The 17,516-nt window shown below is 70.7% G+C and carries 17 protein-coding genes and 2 pseudogenes; 12 read left to right on the top strand and 7 right to left on the bottom strand.

Annotated elements, in window-relative coordinates:
• Positions 1 to 197: 197 nt before the first annotated feature.
• The 5 genes from ACP7BP_RS17275 (at position 198) to ACP7BP_RS17255 (ending at position 5,651) form a co-directional block, all read left to right on the top strand.
• The gene (locus ACP7BP_RS17275; RefSeq protein ID WP_426246367.1) at positions 198 to 1,220 is read left to right on the top strand and encodes a substrate-binding periplasmic protein; all 1,023 of its coding nucleotides are present in this window, start codon (positions 198 to 200) and stop codon (positions 1,218 to 1,220) included.
• Positions 1,217 to 2,623 carry a hypothetical protein gene (locus ACP7BP_RS17270; RefSeq protein ID WP_426246366.1) on the top strand — a complete coding sequence of 469 codons (1,407 nt, stop codon included), beginning with the start codon at positions 1,217 to 1,219 and terminating at the stop codon, positions 2,621 to 2,623. Before ACP7BP_RS17275 ends, ACP7BP_RS17270 begins: the two co-directional genes overlap by 4 nt.
• Positions 2,620 to 3,837: an MFS transporter gene (locus ACP7BP_RS17265; protein WP_426246364.1), complete on the top strand. Its 1,218-nt coding sequence runs from the start codon at positions 2,620 to 2,622 to the stop codon at positions 3,835 to 3,837. The genes ACP7BP_RS17270 and ACP7BP_RS17265 overlap by 4 nt, the downstream gene beginning before the upstream one ends.
• Positions 3,838 to 3,956: 119 nt before the next feature.
• Complete coding sequence (locus tag ACP7BP_RS17260) at positions 3,957 to 4,610, top strand: flavin reductase family protein (protein ID WP_426246362.1); 654 nt, start codon at positions 3,957 to 3,959, stop codon at positions 4,608 to 4,610.
• 48 nt (positions 4,611 to 4,658) lie between these two features.
• Entirely contained in the window at positions 4,659 to 5,651 is a 993-nt protein-coding gene (locus tag ACP7BP_RS17255) for a GNAT family N-acetyltransferase (protein ID WP_426246360.1), read from the top strand.
• 10 nt (positions 5,652 to 5,661) lie between these two features.
• Here ACP7BP_RS17255 and ACP7BP_RS17250 read toward each other — a convergent pair whose 3' ends face one another.
• The gene (locus ACP7BP_RS17250; protein ID WP_426246358.1) at positions 5,662 to 6,291 is read right to left on the bottom strand and encodes a sulfotransferase family 2 domain-containing protein; all 630 of its coding nucleotides are present in this window, start codon (positions 6,289 to 6,291) and stop codon (positions 5,662 to 5,664) included.
• Positions 6,292 to 6,380: 89 nt separating this feature from the next.
• Here ACP7BP_RS17250 and ACP7BP_RS17245 point away from each other — a divergent pair, with 89 nt between their 5' ends.
• On the top strand, positions 6,381 to 6,944 hold the full coding sequence (locus tag ACP7BP_RS17245) for a cytochrome b (protein ID WP_426246357.1): 564 nt from the start codon (positions 6,381 to 6,383) through the stop codon (positions 6,942 to 6,944).
• Here the strand turns inward: ACP7BP_RS17245 and ACP7BP_RS17240 are convergent.
• A complete protein-coding gene (locus tag ACP7BP_RS17240) occupies positions 6,941 to 7,189 on the bottom strand; it encodes a rhodanese-like domain-containing protein (RefSeq protein ID WP_426246762.1) in 249 nt (82 codons plus the stop codon). The two genes, ACP7BP_RS17245 and ACP7BP_RS17240, sit on opposite strands and share 4 nt — an antisense overlap.
• 63 nt (positions 7,190 to 7,252) lie before the next feature.
• A pseudogene (gene trxA, locus ACP7BP_RS17235) lies at positions 7,253 to 7,606 on the bottom strand (thioredoxin); the annotation flags it as partial.
• A gap of 61 nt (positions 7,607 to 7,667) precedes the next feature.
• On the opposite strand from trxA, the gene ACP7BP_RS17230 reads away from it, so the two are divergent.
• Positions 7,668 to 8,081: a DUF5709 domain-containing protein gene (locus tag ACP7BP_RS17230; protein WP_426246355.1), complete on the top strand. Its 414-nt coding sequence runs from the start codon at positions 7,668 to 7,670 to the stop codon at positions 8,079 to 8,081.
• A 372-nt stretch (positions 8,082 to 8,453) separates the two neighbouring features.
• Here ACP7BP_RS17230 and ACP7BP_RS17225 read toward each other — a convergent pair whose 3' ends face one another.
• Both ACP7BP_RS17225 and ACP7BP_RS17220 read right to left on the bottom strand, forming a co-directional pair.
• Positions 8,454 to 9,125, bottom strand: a complete 672-nt coding sequence (locus tag ACP7BP_RS17225) for an MBL fold metallo-hydrolase (protein ID WP_426246354.1) — start codon at positions 9,123 to 9,125, stop codon at positions 8,454 to 8,456.
• Between the two features lie 5 nt (positions 9,126 to 9,130).
• Complete coding sequence (locus ACP7BP_RS17220) at positions 9,131 to 9,817, bottom strand: maleylpyruvate isomerase family mycothiol-dependent enzyme (protein WP_426246352.1); 687 nt, start codon at positions 9,815 to 9,817, stop codon at positions 9,131 to 9,133.
• Between the two features lie 44 nt (positions 9,818 to 9,861).
• Between ACP7BP_RS17220 and ACP7BP_RS17215 the strand changes: the two genes are divergently transcribed.
• The 5 genes from ACP7BP_RS17215 to ACP7BP_RS17195 all read left to right on the top strand — a co-directional run bounded on the left by ACP7BP_RS17215 (position 9,862) and on the right by ACP7BP_RS17195 (position 16,689).
• Entirely contained in the window at positions 9,862 to 10,287 is a 426-nt protein-coding gene (locus ACP7BP_RS17215; RefSeq protein WP_426246351.1) for an NUDIX domain-containing protein, read from the top strand.
• 52 nt (positions 10,288 to 10,339) lie between these two features.
• Positions 10,340 to 12,241: a 1-deoxy-D-xylulose-5-phosphate synthase gene (gene dxs, locus ACP7BP_RS17210; protein ID WP_426246350.1), complete on the top strand. Its 1,902-nt coding sequence runs from the start codon at positions 10,340 to 10,342 to the stop codon at positions 12,239 to 12,241.
• Positions 12,242 to 12,292: 51 nt separating this feature from the next.
• Entirely contained in the window at positions 12,293 to 13,510 is a 1,218-nt protein-coding gene (locus ACP7BP_RS17205; RefSeq protein ID WP_426246348.1) for a hypothetical protein, read from the top strand.
• Between the two features lie 177 nt (positions 13,511 to 13,687).
• Positions 13,688 to 15,106 carry an MFS transporter gene (locus tag ACP7BP_RS17200; RefSeq protein ID WP_426246346.1) on the top strand — a complete coding sequence of 473 codons (1,419 nt, stop codon included), beginning with the start codon at positions 13,688 to 13,690 and terminating at the stop codon, positions 15,104 to 15,106.
• An 80-nt stretch (positions 15,107 to 15,186) separates the two neighbouring features.
• Positions 15,187 to 16,689, top strand: a complete 1,503-nt coding sequence (locus ACP7BP_RS17195; protein ID WP_426246344.1) for an amino acid permease — start codon at positions 15,187 to 15,189, stop codon at positions 16,687 to 16,689.
• A gap of 169 nt (positions 16,690 to 16,858) precedes the next feature.
• On the opposite strand, the gene ACP7BP_RS17190 is transcribed toward ACP7BP_RS17195, so the two are convergent.
• Complete coding sequence (locus tag ACP7BP_RS17190) at positions 16,859 to 16,999, bottom strand: hypothetical protein (protein WP_426246775.1); 141 nt, start codon at positions 16,997 to 16,999, stop codon at positions 16,859 to 16,861.
• 286 nt (positions 17,000 to 17,285) lie between these two features.
• A pseudogene (locus ACP7BP_RS17185) lies at positions 17,286 to 17,330 on the bottom strand (hypothetical protein); the annotation flags it as partial.
• Positions 17,331 to 17,516 lie beyond the last annotated feature (186 nt).

Genomic DNA, 17,516 nt, shown 5'->3' with positions numbered 1-17,516 from the left:
GGGGTGGGCACGTCGGGTCGCCTCCCGCCTGGCGACGATGACGACTCCCTCGTCGACATGCGCCGCCAAGCTTGGCGTTCCTCCGCGTCGTTGCGGCATCGTCGGTAACGTTCCCCGCTCACGCAGGTCCAGCCCCGGGGAGAAGATCGTTGTCGAGCGCCAGGTGGGCCCGTCGGGCGAGTCTCGTATGGCCGTCGGTGGTGCTGCTGGTTCTCGTGGCCGTCGTCGTCACGGTCGTCGCAACACGGCTCAGCGCAGGTCCGGCGCGCCCCGCCAAACCGGTGCTGGTGGCCAGCGGGGACTGGGAACCCTTCGTGGGTCCGGACCTCCCGGACGGCGGCCCGGTCACCCGTCTGGTCACCGAGGTGCTGCAACGCATGGGATATGCGCCTGAGATCGGGTTCACCAGCTGGCCACTCGCGCTGCAGCGCACCGCGGACACGGTCGTCCTCGGGACCTTCCCGTTCGTGGGCAGCGACGAGCGTCGTGAGGACTTCCTCCTCTCCGCTCCGCTGCTCGACGTCGACTACGTGCTGTTCGTCCGGACCGGTGAGCGAGCTTCGGAGATCGACGAACCCGAGGATCTCCGCGCCCTCGACGTAGCTCACGTCGCAGGCTACGACTACTGGACCGAGCTGGAGGCCGCCGTCCCGCAGTTCGTCGAGTACGCCTCCAAGGAGGCCGCGTTCGCCGCCCTCGCGGCCGGTGACGTCGACGTCGTGCCGGAAGGACTGCTGTCGGGAAATGCGGTACTGGCCTCCGGCGACTTCGTCGGCGACTCCAACGAGATCGAGTCGCTCAACGTGGGTGACAACCCCCTGCGAGGCTCCACCGAGTCTCTCCACCTCATGCTCGCCCCGACCGACGAGAACCGCCGGCTGCTAGCCGAGTTCGACCGGCTGCTGGCCGAGGTGCGGGACAGCGAGTTCTACGACGGCGTCGTCCAGCAGGTCGAGGGTGAGACCGCGGACGAGGAGGTCATCCTTCAGCCGTGGAGGCCGGGTGGCCACGTCGTGCTCCGCGACGGCGCGGGGCGCTACGTGGTCACCACGACCGGCACGCGAGCCCGCGTCTTGGCGTGGCCTGCTGCCTTCACCGAGGGGGCGCCCAGGCCACCGCGTGAGGTCATCCGAATCCAGGTGAAGGTGCTCAGCGGGCCGCTCACGGGGCGGATCCTTGCCGTTGACGCCCGGTCCCTGCAGCTCCGGGGACCGTCATGAGCCGGATCCGCGTCCTGGCTCCTGGGCTCGGCGGCTACCGAGAGCCGCTGGGGGCCGCCTTCCAGGATCCTGCGGCCTACGCCCGTTACTGGGAGGCCGTGCCCGCCCGTGCTGCGGCCGTCCTGGCCGATGCGGTCGGGGCTGCCGGCGGCCCCGGCCCGACCCTGCTCGTGCGTCGGTCGGAGGTGCGCGGGCGGTTCAACCGCTACACGCAGATCGACGTCGACACCTTGGAGCGCCCGATCGAGGCCATCGTGCTGCGGTTCCAGCCCCACCACCTGGCCACGTCTGCACCGCCGACGATCCACCCCGGTGCTGCAAGCGTCATCGAGTGCCGCATCTACGACCACGGTGTCTTCATCCTCGAGGTCGAGGCCGACGTCACGGTCCCACCCGACTGCGACGAGGGGGAGGTGCCAGGCCTGCTCGACCAGCTCCAGCACGACGCGGTGACCTGGGGGGAGGCCCTCGCGTGCGAGGTGCACGACCGCTACCTGACGCCCCTGCTGCGATTGCTGCGATCCGGTGACCCCCACGCGGAGGTGGTCTCGAAGGTAGAGCGGCTGGTCGACGACAAGGCCGAGCACGGCCGTGTGCTGTGGGTGACCAGGAGTCTTCTGCTGTCGCCCGATGAGCCGTTGGCCTCCGAGCTGGCCCGCTACTGGATCAAGGACGCCGTCGGCGATGTCGACCTCGATGCGCGGTTGGCACCGGTCGACGGTCGCGTGCAGACCCATGTCGTGCGCTGGCTGAACTACCTCTTCGTAGGGCCCGACCTGTCTGCGGCCGACGACGTCGAGGGTGTCTTCCCCGACGAGTGGAGCGCGCTGCGCCTTGCCCAGTACTTCTACGCCGCCCTGGAGAACGTCGACGCCCAGCTCACGCGCGTACTGGCCTATTCCTTGGCGCCGCTCCCGGTCGTGAGCGTGGCGCAGCTGCAGGCCGAGCTCGAGGAGTGCTCACGCCGGGCTCAGTTCATCGTGATGCAGATGCGGGACGTCTCGAAGTACCTGACGCGCAGCGTCCGGGCCGAGCTCGGTGCGATCCTCGAGTGCTGGGAGCTCGACGAGGTGGTCGTCGAGCCGGTCACCATGAAGGTGGAGGCGTGCGAGCGGCGTCTGCGGGAGCTCGCTGAGAAGCGCACCGCCCGGGCGTCGGTGTTCACCGACACGATCCTGCTGGGCATCGGCATCACCTCCATCCTCGGCACCACCATCGCGCTGACCGAGTTCGGACGCACGATGGCAGTCGACCCCGGCATGGCGGGCTTCGACAACGGCCAGAGCGGACTGATGGGCTGGTTCGCCGGGCAGCCGGCCGACCTCCTGGTGATGGCGTCGATCGGTGTCTCGATGCTGCTGGCGGTGGTCTACTTCTACTTCCGACGGTTCCACCAACGTTGAGGACTGCGCTCCGCAGCACCGTCGTCCGGCGCTTCGCGCTGGCCGAGCTGCTGCTCCAGGTCCAGTTCTGGTTCCCCATCTGGTTCGTCTTCCTACGTGATCTCGGCTTCAGCTTCGGGATCATCGTCCTGGCCGACGCGCTCTTTCGGTTGACCGTCGTGGTCTGCGAGATCCCCCTGGGCATGCTCACCGACCGCGTCGGTCGGCGCGGGGCCTACCTGGCGTTGTCGGCGCTCACCGGGCTCACCTTCGTGGCGATCACGACGGTGCGCAGCACTCCCGTGCTGATGGGGGTGTGGCTGCTCTGGGGTGTGCAGTGGGCGGCGGCCTCGGGGCTGGGCCAGGCCTATCTGGTGGAGGCGGTGCGCGAGCACGCCCCCTCGGTGGGCGTGGTGCCGGCCTTCGGCGTCGTGCGTGCTGCGGCGGGCCTCACCGGCACGCTGTCGCTAGCCTCGGCCGGGGTCCTGTACGGCGTCGACCCTCGCCTCCCGTTCCTCGTCACCGCCGCGTGTGCCATGGCGGCCCTGCTCGTGATCGCCACCCTGCCGCGCGTGACGACCTCGCTCCGAGCGAGGCAGCAGTCGCACTCGACTCGCTGGCAGCGGGGGGCGCTGCGTGAGATCGGTGAGGACCGTGCCCTCGTCCGGCGGATGATCGCGGCCGGCTTGGTCCTCCTCTACGGCTGGAGCGCCACCCTGCTGTTCCAGCCACTTGTGCTCGACGAGGGCATGGACGAGCAGGCTGCGGCCTGGATGTTCACGGGATTCGCGGCCGCCGGGCTGGTCGCCGGCCTCGTGGCTCCTGCGGTGGTGCGTGCCCTGGGGAACGCCGCCGTGGCCGGCGGTTTCGGCCTGATGGTGGTCGCCTCCGCCGGAGTCGCCCTGGGATCAGGGCCGACGGCGGTGCTGTTCGTCCCGCTGATGGGTCTCGGGTACTACGGGGCACTCACGATCTCGGAGGCCACCGTCTCCGGTTCGGCGCGGACGTCGTACCGGGCCACGGCTCTCTCGGTCGTGAGCTCGGCGGCAGGCCTGGCGATCGCGGCTGCCCGTCCGGTCCTCGGGTCGGTGGCCGACGCCCGGAGCACCGAGGTCGCCTTCGCCGTCTGGGCGGTGGTCGGCGGCGTGCTGCTGCTCGTGCTCGTCGGCCTCCTCCGAACCGGAGTACGCGAGGTTCCCGTCGAGGCTGAGCCGTCACGCCTGGCCCGTCCATGACTCACCTCCGGCTACCAGCTCGACTTCGGCCGGACCGCGTGCCCTCGGACGTCGCCCACCACACCCTGGGGCTCCGACCTGCGTCACGGCCGCGCGGACCGCACCGCCACAATGGGGTCATGGCCGGTCCGGAACGCGCAGCGCGAGGTGACGTGCCACCCGACGAGGCCCGGATCCACCGCTGGCTCGGGGACTACACCTTCGACGACGGCGACGCCGCCGACCCGATCGGGCGGGACTTCGAGTACCGCCCGGGCGAGGCGAGCGGGGTGCACGTCGACGACCCGGACGCGGTGGCCCGGGCCCGGCAGTTCCGTGAGGTGCTGGGCCGCTTCGCCTCCGGTGTCACCGTCGTCACCGGCATGAACGTCGACGAGCCCGTCGGTCTCACCTGCCAGAGCTTCACCTCGGTGTCGCTCGACCCGCCGCTGGTGCTCTTCTGCCCGGCGCGGACCTCCCGGGCCTGGCCGCTGATCTGGCGGTCCGAGGCGTTCTGCGTCAACATCCTGGCCGACGACCAGACCCGACTCTCCGACGTGATGGCCAGCCGGGGGGCCGACAAGTTCGCCGGCGTCTCGTGGCGTCCGAGCGAGGCGACCGGGTCGCCGCGCCTGGCTGGTGCGGTCGCCTACGTGGACTGCTCGATCGCCGCCGTGCACGAGGCCGGCGACCACTTCGTGGTGATCGGGCGCGTCCGGGACCTGGCGCTGGGCGACGGCGTGCACGGTCTCACCTTCCACCGCGGTCGCTACGGGTCCAGCCGTCGCGACTGACGGCTATATCCAGGTGCGTCCGCGCCGCCGGTGAGGCAGGCTGCGAGCATGGAGCTGCGCGAGATCACCGCCGATGACGCCGACGGCGTCGCCGAGCTGGTCCGCATCACCAATGCCGCACGGCTGGTGGACGCTCCCTTCGAGCCCGAGGCGACGCCGTACTCGATGGAGATGGGCATCCGGCACGGCTGGGACGGCGAGCCGGGCCTGCACCTGCTCGCCGTCACCGCCGACGGCCCCGTCGGCTTCGTCCTGGTGAACACCACCGAGTACGACAACCCGGACCTGGCCTGGCTGGGGCTGCTGGTCGATCCCGCCGTACGCCGGCACGGGCACGGGTCGGCGATCCTCGAGGCGGTGCTGGACGTCTGCCGGGAGATGGACCGCCTCAACGTCACTGCCGAGGGCTGGTACGACGACGGGGTGCACGCCTTCGCCACGGCGCACGGCTTCCGGCGGGTCATGGTGTCGGCCCGTCGTCGTCAGGATCTCGCCGCGTTGCCGGACGGCCTCGCCGAGGAGCTGTACGCCGAGGCGCTCCCGCACGCCGGCGACTACGAGCTGATGCGCATCCACGGACGCACCCCGGACGACCTCATCGAGAGGCTCGCCACGGCGACCGCCGCCATCAACGACGCGCCGCTCGACGACCTCGACGTCGAGGACGACGAGTTCCCCCCGGAAAGGATCCGTGCCTACGAGGAGGCCCAGCTGGCCCGCGGGCCGGGCTTCTACCGGATCGTCGCCCTCCACCGCGACTCCGGCGAGGTGGCCGGTCACACGGTGGTCGCGGTCGACCCCGAGCAGCCGACGCACGGGGAGCAGCACGACACTTCGGTGGTCACCGCCCACCGCGGACACCGGCTCGGTCAGCTGCTGAAGGCGGACATGGTGCGCTGGCTGCGCGAGGTCGAGCCGCAGCTCGGGCACGTCGACACGTGGAACGCCGCGTCCAACGGGCACATGATCGGCGTCAACGAGCGGCTGGGCTACCGCCTGCTGGCGCAGGGTTCGCTCTACCAGCGCCGGTTGGAGGACTGAGCTCGCAGGCTCAGTCCTCGAACGTGTAGCCGAAGGCCTCGATGTCCTTGGCGTACACCTCGGCGACCCGCTGACGGGTGCGATCGTCGTAGTAGTCGATGTGGCTGCCGTGCTTCGACTTGTTGCGGTGCGGCGGCTCCTCGGCCGGCAGCCCGAGGCGCTCGGCGACCACCATCAGGTCGCGGCCCAGGGTCTCGGTGCGTCCGATGAAGTCGACCTTCCTGCGCTTGGCGGTGAGGTAGTCGATCTGCGCGAGTCGCACCCGCGGGAGCTCGTCGGGTCCGCGCATCACGAACTCCTCGAAGTCGGCGTACTGGGCGACCGTGCGCCACTGCTCGTTGCCGTCCTTCATGCCGCCGCGCTCGACCTGCGGCTTGCCCGACGCCGGTCCCCAGGTGCGGTTCCAGGCCTCCATCATGGAGTACCAGGACACCATCCGCTTCCAGGGGTTGCGCACGAAGCCGAACGAGAAGTAGTCGACCGTCTCGGGGTAGTTGCGCAGGATGTAGCCCAGCCGGGCGTGCCGCACTGTCCCGGTGATCGGGTCGTCGACGTGGGCGTCGAGGAACTGCTGGATCGAGACGCCGCCGGTCTTCGGGACGTGGACGAAGACCATCTTGAGGGTCGGCGAGATCAGCACCCGAGGAGGCTACTTCACCGGCTCAGGACCGGCGCTCGGTCGGCTCCAGGTGCGGGGTGCCCGGCGTGAGGGCCTCTAGGCTGCGCGCCATGGGGCTGCGCAGCGGTGAGCACGGGTACGGGGCAGTGACCAAGGTGCTGCACTGGGCGACGGTGGTCGCCCTCGGCGTGCAGTTCACGGTCGGCTACTTCATGGACGTCGACGACTCCGGGCACGGCCGCGGTCGCGGGCGTGGCCGGGGCGGGGACTCCGGCCGTGGCCGGGGGCGCGGCGGGGACGACGACGAGGGGCTGACCGGGATCGCCGACCGGCTCTCCGACCCGCTCGTCGCGGTGCACGTCGTCCTCGGTCTGACGATCCTGCTGCTCGCGGTGCTGCGGATGACGTGGCGCAAGCTCGACGCCCTGCCACCGTGGGCCGAGGGCCTCTCGCACCGCGAGCGACGTCTCGCCCACGTCACCGAGCGGGTGCTGCTCGCGATGCTGGTGCTGATGCCACTGACGGGGATCTCGGTGCTGCTCGGCGACGACGACCTGCTGTGGCTGCATGTCGGGAGCCATGTCGTCTTCTTCGCCGCGCTCGCGGCGCACCTGGGCCTCGTGGCCAAGCACACGCTCGTCGACCGCGACGGCCTGCTCGGCCGGATGCTCTAGCCCTCGAGCGGCCAGCCGCGTGACGCCCACCCGCTGGTGCCGTCGGCCACGTTGACCGCGTCGACGCCCTCGCCCTTGAGGAAGTCGACCATCGCCCTGCTGCGTGAGCCGTGCTCGCAGATCACCAGCACGCGCCGACCGGCCGGCAGCTCCGCGACGCGGAGCGGCACCTCCCGCATCGGGATGTGCACGGCGCCCGGCACATGCCCGGCGGCGTACTCGTCGGCCTCCCGCACGTCGAGCACGAAGCCGCCGCCGGCGTGCTCGGCGGCGAACGTGTCGAGGTCGAGCTCTTCGGGCTGCGCCTGCTGCTGCGCGACCTGGCGGTGCACGTCGGCCATGTCGAGGCCGCGGACCGCCTCGATGACCTGCTGCAGACCGGCCGGGGGCAGTGCACCCGGCTGGGCGAAGACGAGGACCCCTTCGCGGAAGGCCATCAGCGTCGGGATCGACGTGATCCGGGCCGCCGCGGCGAGCTCCTTCTGCGCCTCGGTGTCGACCTTGCCGAAGACGATGTCGTCGTGCTCCTGCGCCGCCTTCTCGTAGACGGGCGCGAACTGGCGGCACGGACCGCACCACGCTGCCCAGAAGTCCACGAGCACGATGTCGTGACCGGTCACGGTCGGCTCGAAGGAGGCGGAGGTCAGGTCGAGCAGCGGCACGGGTTCTCCTGCGGGGGGTCGAGTTCGGACACCTCGACGGTACCCGGAGCATGATGGGGCCATGGACAGTCACGAGGAGAACGGCGAGTACAGCGTCGACGACGAGACTCAGCTGCAGGCCGAGGACACGCTCGACGACCGCGGCGTCGACGACGTGCTCGACGAGGGCGTCGTCACCCGCGAGCGCTGGTCGAGCGCGCAGGGCTACGGCAACACGGCAGCCGAGCAGCGAGAAGGTGCCTCCATCGACCGGCAGCTCGGCTGGGAGGAGCCCGAGTCCGCCAGCGACGAGTGGACGGGGGAGTGGGACCCGGACGACTCGTCGGCCGAGGAGCCTCCTGGAGACGAGCGCTCCGGTCGGCTGGTGGCCGACACCGACGGCGACGACCGGTTCGGCTCCGACGTCGGCATCGACGGCGCCGGCGCCACCGCGGAGGAAGCCGCGATGCACGTCATCGACGAGACCGACCTCTGAGCCGGCGAAGCGTGCCGGACCGGGGCCACTGCGCTACTCCTCCGGGCGCTCGTCCCCGCGCTTGATCAAGCGTTCGGTCATCCTTGTGCCTTGATCGAACGCTTGATCACCCCGGCGGAACGTCCCTCGGCTACCAGCCCCGCTCGCGCCGCTCGGCCAGGTGCGGGCGCTCGTCCCCGCGCTTGATCAAGCGTTCGGTCATCCTTGCGCCCTGATCGAACGACCGACCACCCCGGCGGAACGTCCCTCGGCTACCAGTCCCGCTCGCGCCGCTCGGCCAGGTGCGGGCGCTCGTCCCCGCGCTTGATCAAGCGTTCGGTCATCCTTGCGCCTTGATCGAACGACCGACCACCCCGGCGGAACGTCCCTCGGCTACCAGCCCCGCTCGCGCCACTCGGCCAGGTGCGGGCGCTCGTCCCCGAGCCGGCCGTCGTCGCCGTGGCCCGGGTAGAACCACGTGTCGTCCGGCAGCGTGCCGAAGAGCTTGCTCTCGACCTCGCCGATGAGCTGGGCGAAGGCTTCGGCGTCACCGAACGTGGAGCCGACGCCGCCGGGGAAGAGGCAGTCGCCGGTGAACAGGTGCGGGTGACCCTGCGGGTCGTCGTACACGAGGCAGACCGAGCCGGGTGTGTGGCCGGCGATCGCGACGACCCGCAGTGAGCAGGTGCCGACCTCGACGGTGTCGCCCTGCACCAGGCGGCGGGTGACGTCGACGCCGGTCTGCTCGGTGATGGCGTCGGCGTCCGGCAGCCCGGCGACTACGGCGGCGCCGGTGGCAGCGACCACCTCGGCCAGGGCGCGGTGGTGGTCCCAGTGCTGGTGGGTCGTGACGACCGCCCGCAGTCCGTCGCTCCCAACCAGCGCGAGCAACCGGTCGGGCTCGGCCGCCGCGTCGACGAGCACCTGGTCCCCGGTGTCGTGGCAGCGCAGCAGGTAGCAGTTGTTGGACATCTTGGGGTCGACGGCGAGCTTGGTGATGCTCAGGCCGCCCGCCGTGCGGGTCTCGGCCGGACCGCCGGGGGTCACCGCTCCGGTGTAGGCCACGGCGCTCACCAGCTGTCGGCGGCGGGAAGGGTGCCGGTCTCGGACGTCAGCCCCGCGCCGTCGCGTCCGGTGACCCACCACGCGAGGTCGGCGACCGGGCCGGCGATCCACGGGCCGCCCTCGCCGCCGACCGACCAGGTCCGGCCGAGGTCCGTGGCCCGCAGGGTGAGGGGTCCGTGCCCGTCGAGGCGTGGCGACAGGTTGCTCAACAACGAGGTGGCGAACTCCACCGGCCACATCGTCCGGTCGTAGCCCGCGTCGAGGTCGGCATGGTGGATCTCCACCTCGGACAGGCGCTTGTTGGGGATCTGCGAGGCGGGGAACGTCGGGCCCCCGGGGGTGCGGTGCACCGTGTGGGCCCACGCCTCGTCGGTCATCCGTTCGAGGGCGTCGGCGAAGTCGGTCGTCGCAGCCAACAGGCGCGCGCGCAGGGCGGCCGGGTCGGCCTCAGCGAGCTCGTCGATGTCGGCGTCGCGGCTCTCGGGCGAGGCGTACATCGGCACCTCCTCGCCGGTCACCAGCCCGTTCAGCACGCCGGCGAGGCCCTCGGCGTTCAGTGCGAGGTGGGCCACCACGTGGCCGCGGCTCCAGCCGGGCAGCAACGAGGGGGCGGCGTACGCCTCGTCGGGCAGTCCGTCGACGGTGCGGATGAGTGACTGGGTGCCGGTGGCGACCATCTCCAGGGTGGACATGACGCCATTGAACCGCATGCGGGGCCGTGTCCTACGGTGGCGGTATGCATCGGTTCTCGAGCGTCGCGATCGTCGACACGCGCGGTTGGATCCTGCTCCAGGAGCGCGACGAGCACCCGCCCGTCGACCCCGAGTGCTGGGGCTTCCCCGGGGGCGGCGTCGAGGAGGGGGAGACCTTCGAGGACGCGGCCTACCGGGAGCTGGAGGAGGAGACCGGCATCCGCCTCGACCCGGGCACGCTCCGACTGCACTCCCAGTTCACCTTCTTCAGCGAGTCGTGCGGCGAGAACGACACGTGCGGGCTGTACGTCGCGCACGTCGACCTCACCGACGACGACGTGGAGTGTCACGAGGGCCGGCAGATGGTCTTCGTCGATCCCGGCGCGGCCGGCGGACTGCCGCTGGCGACGTCCGCCAGGCTGGCCCTGCCGGACCTGCTCAGCTCCGACCTGTACGCCGGGATCGCCTAGACTCGGACGCTGCACGCCGCGCCACCAGCTGAGCCGAACCGTAAGGAGTCACATGGGGCACCTCGAGTCGATCTCGACCCCGAGCGACCTGCGTGACCTCGGCGACGCTGAGCTCGTCGCACTGGCCGCCGAGATCCGCGACTTCCTCATCTCCACGTGCGCCCGCACCGGCGGCCACATCGGCCCGAACCTCGGGGTCGTCGAGCTGACGATGGCCATCCACCGCGTCTTCGACTCCCCGCGCGACCGGGTGGTGTTCGACACCGGCCACCAGGCCTACGTCCACAAGCTGCTCACCGGCCGGAAGGCCGGGTTCGAGAAGCTCCGTCAGGAGGGCGGCGTCAGCGGATACCCCAGCCAGGCGGAGTCCGACCACGACATCGTCGAGAACTCCCACGCCTCCACTGCGCTGTCGTACGCCGACGGGCTGGCCAAGGCCTACCGCATCCGCGGGGAGGACCGGCACGTCGTGGCCGTGATCGGCGACGGCGCCCTCACCGGCGGCATGGCCTGGGAGGCCCTCAACAACATCGCGGTCGCCCAGGACAGCCGGCTCGTGATCGTCGTCAACGACAACGAGCGCTCCTACACCCCCACCGTCGGCGGCCTCGCCACCGCACTGACCACGCTGCGCACCAACCCGCGCTACGAGCAGATCCTCGACCTGGTCAAGAAGCGGCTCAACGCCGTGCCGGGCGTCGGGCACGCGGCGTACGACGCCCTCCACGCCGTCAAGAAGGGCATGAAGGACGCGCTCGCGCCCCAGGGCCTCTTCGAGGACCTCGGACTCAAGTACGTCGGCCCGATCGACGGCCACGACCGGGTCGCGATGGAGCAGGCGCTGGCGAGGGCCAAGCGCTTCGGCGGGCCGGTGATCGTGCACGCCCTCACGCGCAAGGGCTTCGGCTACGACCCGGCCGAGCGGCACGAGGCCGACCAGTTCCACGGGCCCGGTCCCTTCGACGTGCAGACCGGCGACGAGAGGCCCAAGGGCCGGATCTGGACCGACCACTTCTCCGACGCGATGGTGGCGCTCGGCGAGCGACGCCAGGACATCGTGGCTATCACCGCGGCGATGATGCACCCCGTCGGCCTGGACGCCTTCGCCCGACGCTTCCCCGAGCGCACCTTCGACGTGGGGATCGCCGAGCAGCACGCGGTCACCTCCGCCGCCGGCTTCGCGATGGGCGGCATGCACCCGGTCTTCGCGCTCTACGCGACGTTCCTCAACCGCGCGTTCGACCAGGTGCTGATGGATGTCGCCCTGCACAAGTGCGGGGTGACCTTCGTGCTCGACCGGTCGGGGGTCACCGGGGACGACGGCGCCAGCCACAACGGCATGTGGGACATGTCGATCCTGCAGGTCGTGCCGAGCCTGCGCCTGGCCGCCCCCCGCGACGTCACCCGCCTCGGCGAGCTGCTCGACGAGGCCGTCGAGGTCGACGACGCACCCACCGTGGTCCGGTTCCCGAAGGGCCCACCGCCGGCCGACATCCCGACGATCGGCAAGGCCGGGGGAGCCGACGTGCTCGTGCGCAACGGCACCCGCGACGTGCTCGTCGTCGCCGTCGGGTCGATGGCCGAGGTGGCCGTCGACATCGCCGACCGGCTGGTCGCGCAGGGCATCGGGGTCACCGTCGTCGACCCGCGCTGGGTCAAGCCGGTGGACCCCGTGCTCGTCGACCTCGCCCGCGCGCACCGGCTGGTCGTCAGCATCGAGGACAACGGCCGCATCGGTGGCGTCGGCGCCGTACTGCTGCAGACCCTCAACGACGCGGGCGTCACCACGCCCTTCAGGCTGCACGGCATCCCCCAGGAGTTCCTCGGCCACGCCAAGCGCGCCGCCATCCTCGAACGGATCGGCCTCTCGGCCCAGACCATCGCGCGTGGCATCGTCGAGGACGTCACGGCCGTCCGCGACGGGCATGCCCTGGTCGACGCCGACCCGTCGTGAGCCTTCGTCCCGTCGCGTAACCGCACTCCGGCCGCGGTCGTTCACGAGGTCATGGGCCGAAGTCTCCGCGTCGTTCTCGGTCTGCTGGTCTGCGTCCTGCTGACCACGCCGACGGGGTGCGGCCTGCTCGACGGCGACGGCCCGCGGCAGGCGGGGTCGCCGCAGGTCACCGCGGCGCTGACGGCCACGCTCGACGAGAGAGCCCGGGCGGTGCGCCGGGGTGACGGTGCCGCTTTCCTGGCCACGGTCGACCCAGGCGATGCCCGGCTCGTACGCCGCCAGCGGACGTACTTCCAGAACCTGGCCCAGCTGCCGGTCGCGCGGCTGCGCTACCGACTCGACCCGGCGACGCTGGTCCGGGACGGGGCCGCGTACACCGCGCTGGTCGAGGTGCGGCTCCAGCTCTGGGGGTTCGACCGTTGGCCGGTGGTCAGCCGGGAGCGGCAGCACTTCGTGCCGGGGCCCGAGGAGGCGTCGTACGTGCTCGCGAGGGGACGGGAGGAGGACCCCTCCGGCCAGCAGCCGTGGGATCGTCGAACGATCGTGGTGCGCGAACGGCCGGGTGTGCTCGGCATCTTCGACCAAGCGAGCGCGAAGCGGGCCGACGACGTGCTGGCCTCGGTGGCCGCGGGCATCGACCTGGTCGACGCGGCCGTGCCCTACTCGTGGGACCGGCACGTCGTCGTCTACGCCCTGTCAGGCTCCAGCGCGCTGCGGTCCATCGCCGACCTGCCGGGCGGAGATCCCGAGCGCCTCGACGGGGTGTCCCTGCCCGTGGGCCGGCGCGGCGACGAGGCCGCGTCGACGCGCCTGGTGCTGCACCCTCGGATGCTGACCGCGTCGGCGGTGCAGAGGGACCGGCTGATCCGCCACGAGCTCACCCACATCGCGGTGGCCGGCCGCGACGACCATGTGCCGCTCTGGCTGAGCGAGGGTGTGGCGGAGTACGTCTCCGTCCAGCCGATCCCCGAGGGCGAACGCACCCTCCCGCGGTCGGCGCTGGCGGCGGCGACCGCAGGGTCCCCGGAGCTGCCACCGGCGGAGACCTTCAACGGTCCCGGCTCCGAGGCCAACTACAGCATGGCCTGGTGGGCGTGCGAGGCCATCGTCGACCTCTACGGCGAACCCATGCTGTGGCGGCTGGTCGACGAGATGGCGGGCGAGGCCCGTTGGGACGACGTACTGCTGAAGACGCTGCAGCTCTCGCCCGACGACCTCGCCGACGAGGCGGCGCGACGGATGCTCGAGGAGTACGGCGCACCGGACTGACCGGGGCCAAGTTGCAGGCATGACCTGCGGCGATCGGGGTACTCGTGTCCCGGATGCCTTCCGCCGAAGGCTCGCCAGCGAGTTCTCACGGAAGGAGACCCGTATGTCGTCGGGAGCCGAGGCAGGACGCATCACCACCGACATCCCAGCCCGAATGGACCGCCTGCCCTGGGCCAGATGGCACTGGATCGTGGTGCTCGGCCTCGGAACGGTCTGGATCCTCGACGGGCTCGAGGTCACCATCTCGGGTCGCTGTCCGACGCACTCAAGGCCGACGACACCGGCCTGGGCCTCTCCAGCTCCGACATCGGCCTGGCTGGTGCGGTCTACGTCGCGGGCGCCTGCGTCGGCGCCCTCCTGTTCGGCCAGCTGACCGACCGGTTCGGCCGCAAGAAGCTGTTCCTGCTCACGCTGGGCGTGTACCTGGTCGGCACCGTCCTCACCGCCTTCTCCATGAACCCGCTGTGGTACTTCGTCTGCCGTTTCATCACGGGTGCCGGCATCGGTGGGGAGTACGCCGCCATCAACCCCGCGATCGACGAGCTCATCCCGGCGAAGTACCGCGGCCGCATCGACATCGCGATCAACGGCTCCTTCTGGGTCGGTGCCGCCTTCGGGGCCATGCTCACGGTCCCGCTGCTCGACCCGGACGTCGTGACCAACCAGGAGATCGGCTGGCGCGCAGCCTTCGCCCTCGGCGCCATCCTCGCAGTGGGCATCCTGATCGTGCGCCGGAACGTGCCCGAGAGCCCGCGCTGGCTCTTCATCCACGGTCGCGAGGAGGAGGCGGAGAGGATCGTCCGTGACATCGAGGAGACCGTCGAGCGCGAATCCGGGACGACCCTGGACGGGGTCTCGGAGACGCTCACGATCCGCCAGCGGAAGACCATCCCGCTGACCACGATCGCCAAGACGGTCTTCACGCTCTACCCCAAGCGGACCGTGCTCTGCCTCGCGCTGTTCGTCGGCCAGGCGTTCCTCTACAACGCCTTCTTCTTCACCTACGGCGACAGCCTCTCGACCTTCCTCGACGTGAAGCAGACCGGCTGGTACATCGCGGCCTTCGCGGCCAGCAACTTCGCGGGGGCGCTCATCTTGGGGTCGCTGTTCGACACGGTCGGCCGGGTCAAGATGATCGCGGGCACCTACATCCTCTCGGGAGTCCTGCTCGCCGTGGCCGGCCTCATGCTCGGCGACCTGACGGCCGTCCAGCTGACGATCTTCGGCATGGTGATCTTCTTCTTCGCCTCGGCCGGTGCCAGCGCGGCGTACCTCACCGCCAGCGAGGTCTTCCCGATGGAGACGCGGGCGCTCTGCATCGCGTTCTTCTACGCGATCGGCACGGCGGCCGGTGGCATCAGCGGCCCGCTGTACTTCGGCAGCCTCATCGACAGCGCCACCGAGTCCGGCGACATCGTCGGCATCGCACCCGGCTACTTCGTGGGGGCCGCGCTGATGGTCGTCGGCGGCATCGTCGCGATCTTCCTGGGTGTGCACGCCGAGCAGGAGACGCTGGAGAACGTCGCCAGACCGCTGACCGCCGAGGACGACGACACGACCTCCGGTTCGGAGAAGTCCCAGCCGACGCCCGCCTGAGGTCTTCGGCAGCGGTACGACCACCGGCACGCCGGGCTGATGGGTGACGAACTCGAGCGCACGTCGTAGGTTGTCGCGCCATGAGCCTGTTTCGCACGAAGTCGGTCGAGCAGTCCATCGCCGAGACCGAGGAGCCCGCGCACCAGCTGAAGAAGAACCTGGGAGCCCTGGACCTGACGATCTTCGGTGTCGGCGTCATCATCGGCGCCGGCATCTTCGTCTACACCGGCCAGGTGGCCGCCACGAACTCCGGCCCGGCGATCGCGATCTCGTTCGCCATCGCGGGCCTCGCGTGCGCCCTCGCGGCCCTCTGCTACGCCGAGTTCGCGTCCACCGTGCCCGTCGCGGGCAGCGCCTACACGTTCAGCTACGCCACGTTCGGTGAGCTGATCGCCTGGATCATCGGCTGGGACCTGGTGCTCGAGTTCACGGTGGGCGCCTCCGCCCTCGCGGCAGGGTTCTCGGGGTACCTGCAGAACGTGCTCGACGGCACCCCGCTGGAGATCCCGGCCTCCTTGGGCTCGGCGTCCGACGGCGTGGTCAACCTGCCTGCCGTCCTCATCTCGCTGCTGGTCGCCGGTGTGCTGATCGGCGGCATCAAGCTGTCGAGCCGGGTCAACCAGATCGTGGTGGCCATCAAGCTCACGGTGGTCGGTCTGGTCATCGTCGTCGGCATCGCCTACATCAAGACCGCGAACTACTCGCCGTTCATCCCCGAGAGCAGGCCGCCGTCGGGTGGCGAGGACTCCTTCTGGAAGACGCCGCTGATCTCGAGCCTCTTCGGCCTGGACCCGGCGGTCTACGGCATCGGCGGGGTCATCGCCGGTGCGGCGATCGTCTTCTTCGCCTTCATCGGCTTCGACGTCGTCGCCACGACCGCCGAGGAGACGCGCAACCCGCAGAAGAACGTGCCGATCGGCATCCTGTCGTCGCTGGCCATCGTGACCGTGCTCTACATCGCGGTGTCGCTCGTCGTGACCGGCATGCAGAGCTACACCGACATCGACCCGGAGGACTCCGCGCCCCTGGCCACCGCGTTCGACGCCGCGGGTGTCGAGTGGATCGGCAACATCATCGCCGTGGGCGCCACCATCGGGCTCACGGTCGTGGTCCTCATCTTGATGATGGGCCAGACGCGCGTCGCGTTCGCGATGGCCCGCGACGGACTGCTGCCTCCAGCCCTGGCGAAGGTCCACCCCAGGTACGGCACGCCGCACGTCATCACGGCCATCACCGGTGTCGGCGTCGCGATCATGTCCGGGTTCGTCGACTTCGAGACGCTGGGCGACCTTGTCAGCATCGGCACGCTGTTCGCGTTCGTGCTGGTCTCGATCGGCGTGCTCGTGCTGCGTCGTACGCGACCGGACCTGCCGCGCGCCTTCCGCACGCCCGCCGTGGGGCTCGTGGCCAGCCTGTCGGTGCTGCTGTGCGTCTACCTGATGCTGAACCTCATCGGCGAGACCTGGGTGCGGTTCCTCATCTGGATGGCGCTCGGCTTCGTCGTCTACTTCGGCTACTCGCGCCGGCACAGCAGGGTCGGGCTGCGCGCCGCGGAGGCCGGTGCGCGGGAGCCCACCGCCTGAGGCCGCTCAGGACATCGACTCGCCGGCGGGGATGACGACCCGCCCTCCAGCGAGCCGATCGCCTTGGCGGTCACGGTGCACGGGCCTCTGACGTCGCAGGTGACAGGTCGAGCGGCGTGGTGTCGTAGGGAGTCGGCGCGGTCGTGCATGAGGTCGTTCAGGAGTCCGGTCACGGGTTCACCACCATCAGCTCGAGCGGGAGGAGCTCGACGTCGACGTCGTCGCCGGCTCCGGTTGCCTCCAGCTGCCTGCGCAGCTTGGCGAGCCCTGCCGAGACCTGGCTCTTCACGGTGCCGACGGCGCAGCCCATCGCCTCGGCGGTCTAGGCCTCGGTGAGGTCCTCGTAGAAGCGCAGCACGATCGCCGCGCGCTGTCGGGCGGGCAACGTCTGCAGCGACGTCCAGAGCCAGTCGTTGCGCGCGATGTCGTCGGCGTGGCCGGGCCGGCCGCTGTCGGGCAGCGTCTCGGTCGGACGCTCGCTGCCCCATCCCTTCTTGCGGAACCACGAGATCGCCGTCGTCGTGATCCTTGCGGGTGTAGGCCTCCGCGGCCCGGGGCTCCCGCAGCCGTGGCCACGCGACGTACGTCTTGGTCAGCGCCTCCTGGACGAGGTCCTGGGCGAGCTGGGCATCGCTCACCATGAGGTACGCCGCCCGGTGCAGGGAGCGCGAACGTGCGGCGACGAACTCGGCGAAGGCCCGGATCGCGTCGGGCCATTTGAGGTGCCTTCCGAGCGATGGGTGCGTACGTGCTCCCTGACGCGGTCGCGGGCCGGAAAGGTTCGCTGGCGTGAGCCGCAGGGGGAATGGGCCTACCGGCCTGCGCGT

The organism is Nocardioides sp. LHG3406-4 (assembly GCF_049897745.1).
Classification (GTDB): Bacteria; Actinomycetota; Actinomycetes; order Propionibacteriales; family Nocardioidaceae; genus Nocardioides.
This window is presented reverse-complemented; position numbering and strand designations above follow the sequence as displayed.

Coding starts and splice junctions, on each gene's coding strand:
- ACP7BP_RS17270 (WP_426246366.1), top strand. CDS start 1,217: ATGAGCCGGATCCGCGTCCTGGCTCCTGGGCTCGGCGGCTACCGAGAG.
- ACP7BP_RS17260 (WP_426246362.1), top strand. CDS start 3,957: ATGGCCGGTCCGGAACGCGCAGCGCGAGGTGACGTGCCACCCGACGAG.
- ACP7BP_RS17255 (WP_426246360.1), top strand. CDS start 4,659: ATGGAGCTGCGCGAGATCACCGCCGATGACGCCGACGGCGTCGCCGAG.
- ACP7BP_RS17245 (WP_426246357.1), top strand. CDS start 6,381: ATGGGGCTGCGCAGCGGTGAGCACGGGTACGGGGCAGTGACCAAGGTG.
- ACP7BP_RS17230 (WP_426246355.1), top strand. CDS start 7,668: ATGGACAGTCACGAGGAGAACGGCGAGTACAGCGTCGACGACGAGACT.
- ACP7BP_RS17220 (WP_426246352.1), bottom strand. CDS start 9,817: ATGTCCACCCTGGAGATGGTCGCCACCGGCACCCAGTCACTCATCCGC.
- ACP7BP_RS17215 (WP_426246351.1), top strand. CDS start 9,862: ATGCATCGGTTCTCGAGCGTCGCGATCGTCGACACGCGCGGTTGGATC.
- dxs (WP_426246350.1), top strand. CDS start 10,340: ATGGGGCACCTCGAGTCGATCTCGACCCCGAGCGACCTGCGTGACCTC.
- ACP7BP_RS17205 (WP_426246348.1), top strand. CDS start 12,293: ATGGGCCGAAGTCTCCGCGTCGTTCTCGGTCTGCTGGTCTGCGTCCTG.
- ACP7BP_RS17200 (WP_426246346.1), top strand. CDS start 13,688: ATGGCACTGGATCGTGGTGCTCGGCCTCGGAACGGTCTGGATCCTCGA.
- ACP7BP_RS17195 (WP_426246344.1), top strand. CDS start 15,187: ATGAGCCTGTTTCGCACGAAGTCGGTCGAGCAGTCCATCGCCGAGACC.
- ACP7BP_RS17190 (WP_426246775.1), bottom strand. CDS start 16,999: ATGGGCTGCGCCGTCGGCACCGTGAAGAGCCAGGTCTCGGCAGGGCTC.